Source organism: Streptomyces sp. CA2R106 (assembly GCF_037034245.1).
Classification (GTDB): Bacteria; Actinomycetota; Actinomycetes; order Streptomycetales; family Streptomycetaceae; genus Actinacidiphila.
On record NZ_JBAGKC010000030.1, the window covers coordinates 37654 to 50246 of the forward strand.

Here is a 12593-nt window from a genome sequence, read left to right on the forward strand (position 1 = left end):
TCCCGGCCGCCGGACCGGAAACCCCGCCGCTGCCGGGAAATCGGGCCTCTTCGGTCGATGCGGCCGACCTTTTTTCGAAACAGCAGAAACATACTTGTTATCTACAGGGGTTTGTTTTTTCGACCGGAGACGTCGTTGACTGTTCCGCACCCGCCGGTCCCAGAAGTTTCCGGTATATCCGGTTCCAGCGGTCGTCCACCTGAGGAGAATCATGTTTCCTGTCCGCACGACGGATCGCCGCCGCTGGGCCCTGGTGGCGGGCGCCGCGCTCGCAGCCGGCTCGCTGCTCGCAGGCTGCAACGGAGCGAACGGCTCGTCGTCGTCCGCGTCGTCCGGTTCCATCAACTACGCGCTGCCCGCGAACTTCACGCCGAACTGGATACTGCCGATCGGCACTCCGGCCCACCTCAACACCAACAACGTCTCGATAGCCGCCTCGTTGTGGGAGCCGCTGGTCGCCTACGACGGCTCCACCGGCACCATCAACTGGAACAAGAAGGCGTCGATAGCGTCCGCGGCGGACTTCGCCGCGGACGGCAGGAGCGTCACCGTGACACTCGGGGACCGGCACTGGAGCGACGGCAAACCGATCACCTCCCGGGACGTCCAGTTCTGGTTCAACGTCATCAAGGCGAACAAGGCGCAGTGGGCCGGCTACAGCGCCGGAAAGGCGCCCGACAACTGGACCGGTCTGAAGGTCCTGGACGACCACCGCTTCACCCTGACGTTCGACCGGTCCTACAACGACCAGTGGATGCTGGCGAACGAGCTGAGCCAGATCACGCCGCTGCCGCAGCACCTGTGGGACCGCACCTCCGCCTCCGCCGCCGTCAGTGACGCCGACACGACCACGGCCGGTGCCAAGCAGGTGTGGACGTTCCTGAACTCGGCGGCGAAGAACATCTCCAAGTACGCCTCGGACCCGCTGTGGAAGACCGTCAGCGGGCCGTACACGGTCCGCTCGTTCTCCACCGCGGGCAAGGTCGTGCTCACGGCGAACAAGAAGTACGACGGCGGCGAGAAGGCCCACATCCCGACGGTGAACCTGCTGCCGTTCACCACGACCGCCGCCGAGGAGAACGCGCTGCGTTCCGGGCAGGTCGACTACGGCTACATCAACGCCACCGACCTGGACCAGAAGGCGTCCTTCACCGGTCAGGGCTACACGGTCAAGCCGTGGACCGGCTGGGCGGTCACGTACATGCCCTACAACTTCGACAACCCCGCGATGGGGGCGGTGTTCAAGCAGTTGTACGCGCGGCAGGCCGTGCAGGAGTCCATCGACCAGGACAGCCTGGCCAAGGTCATCTTCAACGGCACCGCCGTCCCCGGCTACGGGCCGGTCCCGCAGGCGCAGAGCTCCGACTTCGTCTCGGCGGCGCAGAAGGACAACCCGTACCCGTTCTCCACCGCCAAGGCCAGGGCGCTGCTGACCGCGCACGGCTGGGCCGACCAGGGCGGCACGATGACCTGCGTGCGGCCCGGCTCCGCCGCGAGCCAGTGCGGCACGGGTGTCGCCAAGGGCACCGAGTTCCGCATGCAGGTGCTCTCCCAGTCCGGATCGACCGTCACCGACAACATGATGAGCGCCATCCAGTCGTCGCTCGCCAAGACCGGCATCGGCTTCTCGATCAAGACCGCGCCGGTCAACTCGGTGCTCGCCCAGACCCCGCAGTGCACCTCCGACCAGGCGTCCTGCAAGTGGCAGCTGTCCTTCTTCGGCACCGCCGGCAGCTGGTACTTCCCCGCCTTCCCCACCGGCGACTCGCTCTTCCAGACCAAGGGCGGCTCGAACTTCGGCAGTTACTCCAACCCGCAGGTCGACAAGCTGATCGCGCAGTCGACCACGTCGACGTCCGACACCGCGGTCCAGCAGTACAGCGCGGCCCTGGCCAAGGACCTGCCGGTGGTCTGGCTGCCCGAGCCCGACTACCAGATCTCGGTCATCAGGAACGGCCTCGGCGGCTTCGCCCAGGACTCGCTGGCCGACTTCCACCCCGCCCAGTGGCAGTGGACCGGCAAGTGAGCCCCGTCCGGGTCCCACGACGGCACTGATCCAACCGTTCGGAAGTCGATGAACACTTACCTGTACCTGGCCAGACGCGTCCTGCAGGCCATCGCGGTGATCCTCATCGTGACGGTGGCGACGTTCTGCCTGCTGCACGCCCTGCCCGGGGGTCCCGCGCGCGGAATCCTCGGCCCGCAGGCCACTCCCCAGCAGATCGCGCAGTTCGACCACGCCCAGCACCTCGACCAGCCGCTGCCCGTGCAGTACGGCGCCTACCTCGGCCGCCTGCTGCACGGGGACCTCGGCACCTCCTACACGCTCAACGAGCCGGTCTCCCAGCTCATCGTGCAGCGCCTGCCCAAGACGCTGGTCCTCACGGTGCTGTCCGCGCTCGTCGGGCTGCTGCTGGCGGTGCCGCTGGGCATGTGGCAGGCCGTCCGGCGCAACAAGCCGGTCGACTACGTCATCACGACGCTGAGTTTCGTCGCCTACTCCACGCCGGTGTACTTCCTCGGCCTGATCCTGGTGCTGGTCTTCAGCCACGTTCTGCCCTGGTTCCCCGCGCAGGCCCCGCAGGGCGACTCCCTCGCGCAGGTCTTCGCCGATCCGGCCGGGCTGGTCCTGCCCGTGGTGGCCGGCGCCGCCTCCGTCGTGGCGGTCTTCAGCCGGTACATGCGAGCGGCCACGCTGGAGAACCTCTCCGAGGACTACGTCAGGACCGCCCGGGCCGGCGGCTCGCGGCGCGGCGCGATCCTGCGGCGCCACGTGTTCCGCAACTCGCTCACCCCGGTCGTGGCGATGCTCGGCTACTACGTACCGGTGCTCTTCGGCGGCGCCCTCGTCGTCGAGCAGCTGTTCAACTACCCCGGCATGGGGCTGCTGTTCTGGACCGCCGCGCAGTCGTCGGACTACCCGGTGCTGCTCGGCTGCGTGCTGGTGATCGCCGTCGCCACCGTCGTGGGCACCCTCCTCGCCGACATCGTCCAGCGGATCATCGATCCCCGAGTGAAGGGGGACCGCGCATGAGTGCCGTACTCCAGCCGGGCCGGCTGCCCGGCGACGGGCCGGCGGCCGAGCCGGTCGACCCGGTCGCCGCCGCGGGACTGCGCCTGGCGTTGCGCAGGTTCGCCCGCAACCGGCTGGCCGTGGTCGGTCTCGCCGTGGTCGTGCTGTTCTTCCTGTTCTGCTTCGTCGGCCCGCTGCTGTACTCCACCGACCAGATCCACACCACGCTCACCGAGGTGAACCTCGCACCGAGCGGGAGCCATCTGCTGGGCACCGACGCGGTCGGCCACGACGAACTGGGCCGGCTCATGTACGGCGGCAAGGTCTCCCTCGTGGTGGGTCTGGCCGCGGGCGTCCTGGCCACCGTCATCGGCACCCTGTGGGGCGCGGCCGCGGGATACGCCGGCGGCTGGGTCGACGCGGCCATGATGCGCGTCGTCGACGCCGGCATCGCGATCCCCGCGCTGTTCATCCTCCTGGTGGTCTCGGCCATCTCCACCCCGGGCGTCCTCGGACTGATCGTGATCCTCGGCCTGGTCTCCTGGCTGGTCCCCTCCCGCCTGGTGCGGGCCGAGACCCTCACCCTGAAGAACCGCGACTACGTGCACACCCTGCGCGCGATCGGCGGCACCCACACCCGGGCCGTCGGGCGGCACATCCTGCCCAACTCCGTCTCCACGATCGTGGTGGCGGCCACCTTCCAGGTCGCCGACGCGATCCTGCTCGTGGCGTACGTGTCCTACCTGGGGCTCGGCCTCCAGCCGCCGAAGACCGACTGGGGCGGCATGCTCTCCGCGGGCCTGACCGCCACGTACTCCGGCCGCTGGTGGCTGATCCTTCCGCCGGGCCTTGCCGTCATCCTCGTGGTGTGCGCCTTCAACGCCATCGGCGACGGGCTCCGTGACGCCTTCGACGTGAGAGGACGCCGATGAACGCCGCCGAACACCCCACCGCGGCCGCGGGGGACGCCATCCTCGACCTGGACGACCTCGGCGTGGTCTTCTCCACCGAGACCGGGGACGTGCCCGCCGTACGCGGGGTGTCACTGCACGTCCGGCCCGGCGAGACCCTCGCCCTGGTCGGCGAGTCCGGGTCCGGCAAGTCCACCGTCGCGCTCGCCTCCATCGGCCTGCTGCCGGACAACGCCCACGCCACCGGACGGGCCCGGCTGGGCGCCACCGACGTGGTGGCCACCGGCGAGAACCAACTGGCCCGGCTGCGGGGCCGCACCGTCTCCATGGTCTTCCAGGAGCCGGCCACCGCCCTGGACCCACTCACCCGGATCGGCGACCAGATCGCCGAGGTGATCCGCAACCACCGCCCGCTGTCCGCCCGCGAGGCACGGCAGGCCGCCGTCGAACTGCTGCGCCGCGTCGGCATTCCCGAACCGGCCCGGCGGGCGTCCGCGTTCCCCTTCGAACTGTCCGGCGGCCAGCGCCAGCGCGTGGTCATCGCCATGGCGATCGCCAACGACCCGGTGCTGCTCATCGCCGACGAGCCCACCACGGCCCTCGACGTCACCGTGCAGGCCGAGATCCTCGACCTGCTGCGCCGCCTCACCGCCGAGACCGGCACCGGAGTGCTGCTGGTCACCCACAACATGGGCGTGGTGGCCGACTTCGCCGACCGTGTCGCCGTCATGCTCCAGGGCGAGATCGTCGAGACCGGACCCGTCGAGGACGTCCTGCTGCGCCCGCGCCACGACTACACCAAACGGCTGCTGGCGGCGGTGCCGCGCCTGACGGTGGCGGAACCCGAAGGGGCGGCGCCCCGGGGCGTGGCGGCGGGCACGGGCGCGAAGTCCGGCGCCTCCGCGACGTCCGGATCTGCCCGGTCCGGATCTGCCCGGTCCGCGGGAGCCGCCGGGGCCGCCGAGTCCGTGGTCGACCTGCGGGCGGTGACCGTGGCCTTCGGCCGCGGGCGCGGCGCGGTACGCGCCCTGGACGACGTGTCCTTGAGCGTGCGGCCCGGCGAGACCGTCGGCCTGGTCGGCGAGTCGGGATCGGGCAAGTCCACCGCGGCCCGCGTCGCGCTCGGGCTGGTGCGCCCCACCGCCGGCAGCGTCACCCTCTTCGGCGCCGACCTGCGGAAGGTCTCCGCGCGGTCCCGCCGCTCCCTGCGGTCCGGCGTCGGTGTCGTCCTTCAGGACCCGGTGGCTTCGCTCGACGCCCGTATGTCGGTGGGTGAGTGCGTCGCGGAGCCGTTGCGCGTCCACCGCCGCCGGATGTCGTCGAAGGAGCGCCAGGACCGCGTCGCGGACATCCTGGACCGGGTCCGGCTGCCGCGCGGTTTCGCCCGGCGCACCCCCCGCGAGCTGTCCGGCGGCCAGCGCCAGCGGGTCAGCCTCGCCCGGGCGCTCGTGCTCGATCCGCGGCTGCTGGTGGCCGACGAGCCGACCAGCGCGCTCGACGTCAGCGTGCAGGAAGCAGTCCTTCAAGTGATCACCGAACTCCAGGACGACCTCGGCTTCGCGTGCCTGTTCGTCTCCCACGACCTCGCCGTGGTGCAGGACTTCGCCGCACGCGTCGTCGTCATGCGGGCCGGCCGGATCGAGGAGCAGGGCCCCAGCGAGGTGACCCTGCTGCATCCGGTGACGGACTACACCCGCCGCCTGCTGGCGGCCGTCCCCGTCCCCGACCCGGTGCTCCAGCGCCGCCGGCGCGCCGAACGGCAGACCGGGGCCGAGGGGCCCGGCAGGGACGGATCGGCCGCCGGCGGATCGGGCGTGACCGCGTGACGACGACACCCGCACCACCGCGGCTCACGCGCGCGGTCTTCGCCGGGGTGGACATCGGCGGCACCACCACACAGGTCATCCTGTGCACCGAGTCCCTGGAGGTCCTGGACCGCGTCGAACTCGCCACGCCCGCCGCCGAGGGCGGAGGCGCCATGGTCGGGACGGTGCTGGACGGGCTGCGGCTGCTGCTCGACCGCGTGCCGTCACGGCTGGCCGGGGTCGGCGTCGGGGCGGCCGGCATCGTCGACACGCGTACCGGCCATGTGCTCGTCGCCAGTGACTCGTTCACGGACTGGGCCGGGTTCGCGGTGACCGGCACCATCGAGGCGGCACTCCACGTGCCCGCCTTCCTCGACAACGACGTCAACGCCTTCCTGCGCGGTGAAGTCGCCCGCGGCGCCGTCGCGGGCGAGTCGCACGCGCTGGGCATGACGCTCGGCACCGGCGTCGGCGGCGCCCTGTGGGTGGACGGCGCCCTCATGGACGGACCGCACGGCGCGGCCGGGGAGATCGGCCACATCCCCGGCTTCGGCGAGCTCCTGTGCTCCTGCGGCGGCCGGGGCCACCTGGAGACCCTCGCCTCGGGCCGCGCGCTGGCGACGCGGTACGCCGAGCGCACCGGACGGGACACCGACGCGCGCGGGGTCGCCGCCGCGGCCGCCGCCGGCGACCGGGACGCGCTCGCGGTGTTCGAGGCGGCAGGGGCGGCCCTCGCGCGCGCGATCCTGATCACGGCCGGCATGGTCGACGTCACCACGGTCGTGATCGGCGGCGGCGTCAGCCGCGCCTGGCCGCTGCTGGAGCCGATGGTGCTCGCCGCCCTGGCCGCCGAACCACCGGTCAGCGGCTGTCCGATCCGGCTGGTCCCAGCACTGCTGGGCAGCGACGCGGTCGCGATCGGGGCGGCGTCCCGGGCGCGCGCGGAACTGCGCGCGGAGTCGCCGGCCGGCGCCGCACCGGCCGCCGACGCTGCGCCGGTCAGTGGGTACGGGCCGCGCGCTCCGCGTTCTTCTCCTTGATCCGCACCACTTCCCTGCGGAACTCGGCCTGCACGGCGCGCTCCTGGACCAGCCACTCCGGCTGGTCCTGCTTGAGCGCCTCGATCTGCTCGGTGGTGAGCGCCCCGGTGACGCCGCCGCGTGCCAGGCCCGTGATGGACACGCCGAGCTTGGCGGCGACCACCGGCCGCGGGTGCGGTCCGCTGCGCCGCAGTTCCACCAGCCACTCGGGAGGATCGGTCTGGAGTGCCTTCAGCTCGGCGCGGGAGACGACACCCTCCTGGAACCCGGCGGGCGTGGCCGGGAGGTACACGCCCAGCTTCTTCGCCGCCGTCGCGGGCTTCATGGTCTGGGTGGTCTGCTGCGACGTCATGCCGTCAAGGATAACGAGCGTGCGTGCCGCCTTTGACCAGCAGCGGATAGCCTGGTGGCGTGACAGGCTCGGAAGCACCCTCCTCGTTCCGGCTCGCATACGTTCCGGGTGTGACACCGAGCAAGTGGGTGCGGATCTGGAACGAGCGCTTGCCGGAGATCCCGCTCACCTTGGTGCAGGTGACCGCCGCGGAGGCGTTCGGCGTGCTGCGGGACCGCGGGTCCGGCGCGGACGCCGGATTCGTCCGGCTGCCGGTGGACGGGCCGGACCTCAGCGCGATCCCGCTCTACACGGAGACGACGGTGGTCGTCGTCCCCAAGGACCACCTGTTCGCGGCGGTCGACGAGGTGACCGTGGACGACCTCGCCGACGAGATCGTGCTGGACCCGCTGGACTCCACCCTCAGCTGGGAGAAGCTGCCGGGGCAGCCCGCGAGAGAGCGCCCCGCCACCACCGCGGACGCCGTGGAACTGGTCGCTGCGGGCGTGGGCCTGCTGCTCGTCCCGCAATCGCTGGCCCGGTTGCACCACCGCAGGGACCTCACCTACCGGCCGGTCCCGGGCGCCCCCGAGTCCCGCGTCGCCCTGTCCTGGTCGCAGGACGAAACGACCGACCTGGTGGAGCACCTCATCGGCATCGTGCGCGGGCGCACCGTCAACAGCACCCGCGGCCGTCCCCTTCCGGGCCGGACCGCACAGGGCGGCCGGACCGCGCAGACCGCACAGGGCGCCCAGGGCAAGAGCCCTGGCAAGGCGGCGGACGGGCGCCGGCAGCCCGCACGCGGCGGGTCCGGCTCCAGCGCGAAACCCACCCGCAGGAGCGGCAGTACGGGCGGCGGGCGCGGCAAACCCCGCCGCCGCTCGTAGCCCACCGGACAAGGGGCCCCGTCGGTTCGGGGCTGCCGACACGAGGAAGGACCAGGACCCCATGACGACGAAGCAGCCGTCCGCCGGCCGCTTCGGGCCCGGCAGGTCCGATCAGACGGCAGGTTCGTTCGCGGAGCTGGACCTCCCGGACGCGCTGGTGCGGGTGCTGGAGGCGCGCGGGGTGCGGGAACCGTTCCCGATCCAGGCGGCCACCCTGCCGAGCGCGCTGGCCGGCCGGGACATCCTCGGCCGCGCGCGGACCGGCTCGGGCAAGACCCTGGCCTTCGGGCTCGCGCTCCTCGCGCGCACCGCGGGCCGCAGCGCCGCACCGAAGCACCCTCTCGCGCTGGTCCTGGTGCCGACGAGGGAACTCGCCCAGCAGGTGCACGAGGCGCTGGCCCCCTACGCGCAGGCGGTCGGGCTGCGCTCGGCGGCCGTGGTCGGCGGACTGTCGGTGAACCGGCAGGTCGCGGCCCTGCGGGCGGGTGCCGAGGTCGTGGTGGCGACGCCGGGACGGCTGGCCGATCTGGTGGCCCGGCGGGACTGCCACCTGGACCGGGTGCGGATCGCCGTGCTGGACGAGGCGGACCAGATGTGCGACCTGGGTTTCCTGCCGCAGGTCACGGAGATCCTGGACCGGATGCCGCCCGGAGGGCAGCGGATGCTGTTCTCCGCGACGCTCGACCGCGACGTCGACCAGCTGGTCCGGCAGTACCTGAGCGAGCCGGTGCACGCCGCGGTCGACCGGGCGGAGGGCTCCGTCGCGACGATGGAGCACCACGTACTGCACGTCCATCCCGCCGACAAGCTCGCGACGGCGACCGAGATCGCGGCCCGCGACGGGCGCGTGCTGATGTTCCTGGACACCCGACACGGTGTGGACCAGTTCACCCGCCACCTGCGGAGCAGCGGTGTACGGGCGGGCGCCCTGCACAGCGGGAAGTCGCAGCCGCAGCGCACGCACACGCTGGCCCAGTTCAGGGACGGCGGGATCACCGTGCTGGTGGCCACCAACGTCGCCGCCCGCGGCATCCACATCGAGCACCTGGACCTCGTCGTCAACGTGGACCCGCCCGCCGACCCCAAGGACTACCTCCACCGCGGTGGGCGCACGGCGCGTGCCGGGGAGTCCGGCAGCGTGGTCACCCTGGTCACGCCCGGCCAGCGCCGGGACGTGAACCGGATGATGTCGGACGCCGGCATCCGGCCCACGGTCACCGAGGTCCGCTCCGGCGAGGCGGCACTGACCGGCATCACCGGCGCCAGGCGTCCACCGGTGCAGGACAGGGAGAAGACCGGCAAGGCACCGTTCCGGGGGCTGGGCACCGGTACGGGGCGCCCCAAGAAGGAGTCCCGCAAGGCCGCGGAGGCGCGCGCGATGGCCGAGGCCCGCAGGGCCGCGCGCGTACGCAAGGCCCGCTGACCGCCGGGCGCAGGCGGAGTGCCTGCGCCCGGCGGGCCCCCGGTGAGGGTTACAACCCGCTGTTCCCGTCGCCCTTGGTGACGGTGAAGCCGGGTGATCCGTCGAGGTACAGGCCGCCGGAGGAGGCGCCGGTGACGGTGGTGTTGCTGATGGTCATGGCGCCGGTGACGTCGTAGATGTCGATGCCGTAGGTCCCGGCGCCGTTGATGGTGTCGTGGTCGAGCGTGATGTCGGCGATCTTGTGGTCGTAGCTGAGCAGGACGGCCTGGTAGGTGCTGTCGGTGATGGTGTTGCCGGTCACAAAGATCGGCTGGAGAATGTCGCCCTGGTCGGCGGCGTAGATCCACAGCGCGCCGATGTCGGTGCTCCAGTTCTTGTGGTAGGAGCCGGTGCGCTGGAGGAGGTTGTCGCGGACGGTGGTGGGTCCGGAGAAGTTCTGCCCGAAGTAGGTGGTGACGGTGATGCCGGAGCCGTTGACGACGGTGTCGCTGACAGCGTTGTTCTCCACGGTGTTGCTGCCGCCGCCGTAGACGCCGATGCCGTTGGCCAGCACCGGGAGCTGGACCGTGTTGTGGGAGACCGTGCAGTGGGTGACGTCGCCGCCCTCGGTGTCCAGCGCGATGTTGTCGTCGCCGGTGTTGCGGACCGAGGACTGCTCGACGCGGCTGCCGTCGGAGCCGCCGTGGAGGTGGATGCCGTCGGCGAAGACGTCGCGGGCCCGCACGCCCGAGACGAGCAGACCGGTGCCGGGGGCGGCCCAGATGCCGACCTTGGCGTGCTCGGTCCACACGTCGTAGATGAGCGATCCGGCGGTGAAGGTGCCCTCGATGGCCGCGGCGCCCTGGTTGTTGTTGCGCCAGGTCTGGTCGCCGGAGATGGTCAGGTCGGCGATCTGGTTGCGTCCACCGGTGGTGAACAGGCCGCCGTCGCCGTTGGGGGCGGTGGACTGGAGGGTGGTGTACCAGGGGCCGGCGCCGCGCAGCGACACGTTGGCCAGGTTGACCCGGCCGGAGATGCTGTAGGTGCCGGCGGGCAGCCACAGGCCCTTGCCGGCGGCGGCCGCCTGGCTCGCGGCGCTGGTCAGCGCGGAGGTGACGTCGCCGCTGCCGGGGGTGACGCCGTAGGTGCTCGCGGAGACGTAGCCGGCCGGCATCGTGTAGGCGGGGTCGACGAGTTCGGTGTCGATGACGTCGACGGTGTAGGAGGCGGCGGTGTCGGCGGCGTCCTTCTGCAGCTTCAGGACGGTGCCGGCCGGCCAGGTGGTGGCGTTGAGGTAGCGGACCTCGTCGTAGAAGTGGTGCCCGGTGGTGGAGTCGGGGGTGTTGGTGTCGTTGTAGCCGTCCCCGTACAGCCAGGAGAAGGCGTCGGTGGTCTGGAGGTCGGTGACCTTGGTGCTGCCGGCGTACAGCGACAGCGGCTTGGTGCCGGAGCCGTCGGGGATGCTGTAGCGCACCACCACGGAGTTGGCGGGCTTGGTGAGCGTGATCTGGACGTACTGCCCGGTGCTCTTCAGTTGCACCGCGCTGCGCGCGGTGGACTCGGCCGCCAGGCTCGGGTAGTTGCGGCCGGCCGGCAGGACGCTGCCGGTGGTCGCGGCGCTCGCGGCGCGGTACTCGGTCCAGGGCACGGTGGCGCCCTGGGCGGCCGGGGCGGTGCCGCCGTCGACGGAGACGCTGTCGATGGCCACGTCGCCGGTGTCGCCGCTGTCGTGCTGGAGTCCGACGAGGTTCAGGCCGCCGCGCAGGGGCAGTTGGCTCGTCACGTAGGCCCAGTCGTTCGCGGCGGGCAGGCTGAGCTGGGTGGAGCGCACGCCGTTGAGGTAGAGGGAGAGGGTCTGCGCCGAGCCGGTGGTGTTGCGGTAGGTGACCGCGACCGGGTACGTCCCGGCGGACACGGCGAAGGTGTCGACGACGGTCTGCGCGCCGGTGGCGGTGAAGCCGGTCAGGTAGCCGCTGCCGGTGTATCCGGACAGTGCGGTGGCCGTCGAGGGGCCGCCGGTGGAGAACGCGGTCTCGGCCTGGTACGCCTGGCCGGGGGCGCTGCCGCTGCCGCCGCCCGGGGACGTCGGCGGGGACGTGGTCGTGGTGCCGACGGTGATGTTGTCGAGGTTGACGTTCCCGTTGTCGGAGCTGTCGAAGCGGTAGGCGATCGAGTTGGCGCCCGCGGCCAGGGTGAGGTTCTCGGTGCGGGTGGCCCAGGTGTCCCAGTCGGCGGTGGCGGCCAGGGAGGTGGCGAGGGCCTTGGTGCCGTTGACGTAGACCGACAGGGTGCGGGTGGAGCCGGTGCCGTTGGCGTACCGCAGGGTCACCGGGGTGCTGCCGGCCGCGCTCGCGGTGACGGTGAAGGTGGCTGCGGCGGAGCCCTGGTTGCCGTCGGTGAAACCGCCGACGAAGCCGCTGCCGCTGTACCCGGTGTGGTCGCTCTGCACACTGGCGCCGCCGGACAGCGTCGCCGACTCCGCTTCGTACTGCCCGGCCGCGGGAGCGGCGGCAGGGGTGACGGTGATGTTGTCGAGGTTGACGTTGCCGTTGTCGGAGCTGTCGAAGCGGTAGGCGATCGAGTTGGCGCCCGCGGCCAGGGTCAGCGGAGTGTCGGCGGTGGCCCAGGTGTTCCAGTCGGCGGTGGCCGGCAGGGACACGGTGGCCTTCTTCTGTCCCGCGACGTACACCGACAGGGTGCGGGTGGAGCCGGTGCCGTTGGCGTAGCGGACGGTGGAGACGTAGGAGCCGGCCGCGCTCGTGGTGACGGTGAAGGTGGCTGCGGCGGAGCCCTGGTTGCCGTCGGTGAAACCGCCGGCGAAGCCGCTGCCGGTGTACCCGGTGTGATCGCTCTGCACACTGGCGCCGCCGGACAGCGTCGCCGACTCCGCCTGGTAGGTCGTGCCGGTCGAGGCCGCGGACGCAGGTGTCCCGGGCCAGCCGAGCAGCGCGACGACGACGGCCAGCAGCGCGGCGACCGACAGCAGCGGTACGACCGCCCGGCGGTGTACGGCGAAAGGATGGTGGGGCATGAGGGGTCTCCCGAATCGGGGAGGCGGAATGAGGTGACGCGCAACGTAGCGCGGCGTTAACCGCCGGGCAATACGTTCCACCGGAATTCGCGGACCGCCGCGCGCCATATTCCGGGCGTTTTCGGGTTTGCGCGGCGGGAGTTCCCAGCAGGGGCGGCGAATTCGGTGGAAGC

9 protein-coding genes are annotated in these 12593 nt (G+C 71.8%); 7 read left to right on the forward strand and 2 right to left on the reverse strand.

Annotated elements, in window-relative coordinates; translation table 11 throughout:
• Positions 1–211 precede the first annotated feature (211 nt).
• The 5 genes from WA788_RS29800 to WA788_RS29820 are packed head-to-tail and all read left to right on the forward strand — an operon-like array spanning position 212 to position 6769.
• Positions 212–2026 (forward strand): peptide ABC transporter substrate-binding protein, encoded by a 1815-nt coding sequence (locus WA788_RS29800; protein ID WP_335982533.1) that lies wholly within the window; start codon positions 212–214, stop codon positions 2024–2026.
• Positions 2027–2074: 48 nt separating this feature from the next.
• Positions 2075–3034 (forward strand): ABC transporter permease, encoded by a 960-nt coding sequence (locus WA788_RS29805; protein ID WP_335982535.1) that lies wholly within the window; start codon positions 2075–2077, stop codon positions 3032–3034.
• Positions 3031–3945, forward strand: a complete 915-nt coding sequence (locus tag WA788_RS29810; protein ID WP_335982537.1) for an ABC transporter permease — start codon at positions 3031–3033, stop codon at positions 3943–3945. The genes WA788_RS29805 and WA788_RS29810 overlap by 4 nt, the downstream gene beginning before the upstream one ends.
• Positions 3942–5750 carry an ABC transporter ATP-binding protein gene (locus tag WA788_RS29815; RefSeq protein WP_335982539.1) on the forward strand — a complete coding sequence of 603 codons (1809 nt, stop codon included), beginning with the start codon at positions 3942–3944 and terminating at the stop codon, positions 5748–5750. Before WA788_RS29810 ends, WA788_RS29815 begins: the two co-directional genes overlap by 4 nt.
• On the forward strand, positions 5747–6769 hold the full coding sequence (locus tag WA788_RS29820) for an ROK family protein (RefSeq protein ID WP_335982541.1): 1023 nt from the start codon (positions 5747–5749) through the stop codon (positions 6767–6769). Before WA788_RS29815 ends, WA788_RS29820 begins: the two co-directional genes overlap by 4 nt.
• Here the strand turns inward: WA788_RS29820 and WA788_RS29825 are convergent.
• Positions 6729–7121 carry a DUF5997 family protein gene (locus WA788_RS29825; protein WP_335982543.1) on the reverse strand — a complete coding sequence of 131 codons (393 nt, stop codon included), beginning with the start codon at positions 7119–7121 and terminating at the stop codon, positions 6729–6731. The two genes, WA788_RS29820 and WA788_RS29825, sit on opposite strands and share 41 nt — an antisense overlap.
• Before the next feature lie 59 nt (positions 7122–7180).
• On the opposite strand from WA788_RS29825, the gene WA788_RS29830 reads away from it, so the two are divergent.
• Positions 7181–7987: a LysR family substrate-binding domain-containing protein gene (locus WA788_RS29830; RefSeq protein ID WP_335982545.1), complete on the forward strand. Its 807-nt coding sequence runs from the start codon at positions 7181–7183 to the stop codon at positions 7985–7987.
• A gap of 61 nt (positions 7988–8048) precedes the next feature.
• Positions 8049–9410, forward strand: a complete 1362-nt coding sequence (locus WA788_RS29835; RefSeq protein ID WP_335982547.1) for a DEAD/DEAH box helicase — start codon at positions 8049–8051, stop codon at positions 9408–9410.
• A 49-nt stretch (positions 9411–9459) separates the two neighbouring features.
• Here WA788_RS29835 and WA788_RS29840 read toward each other — a convergent pair whose 3' ends face one another.
• A complete protein-coding gene (locus WA788_RS29840) occupies positions 9460–12420 on the reverse strand; it encodes a CBM35 domain-containing protein (RefSeq protein ID WP_335982549.1) in 2961 nt (986 codons plus the stop codon).
• Positions 12421–12593 lie beyond the last annotated feature (173 nt).

Bases quoted from the DNA above. Each gene is read 5' to 3' on its own strand.
- WA788_RS29800 (WP_335982533.1), top strand. From the start codon at position 212: ATGTTTCCTGTCCGCACGACGGATCGCCGCCGCTGGGCCCTGGTGGCG.
- WA788_RS29835 (WP_335982547.1), top strand. From the start codon at position 8,049: ATGACGACGAAGCAGCCGTCCGCCGGCCGCTTCGGGCCCGGCAGGTCC.
- WA788_RS29805 (WP_335982535.1), top strand. From the start codon at position 2,075: ATGAACACTTACCTGTACCTGGCCAGACGCGTCCTGCAGGCCATCGCG.
- WA788_RS29810 (WP_335982537.1), top strand. From the start codon at position 3,031: ATGAGTGCCGTACTCCAGCCGGGCCGGCTGCCCGGCGACGGGCCGGCG.
- WA788_RS29815 (WP_335982539.1), top strand. From the start codon at position 3,942: ATGAACGCCGCCGAACACCCCACCGCGGCCGCGGGGGACGCCATCCTC.
- WA788_RS29840 (WP_335982549.1), bottom strand. From the start codon at position 12,420: ATGCCCCACCATCCTTTCGCCGTACACCGCCGGGCGGTCGTACCGCTG.
- WA788_RS29825 (WP_335982543.1), bottom strand. From the start codon at position 7,121: ATGACGTCGCAGCAGACCACCCAGACCATGAAGCCCGCGACGGCGGCG.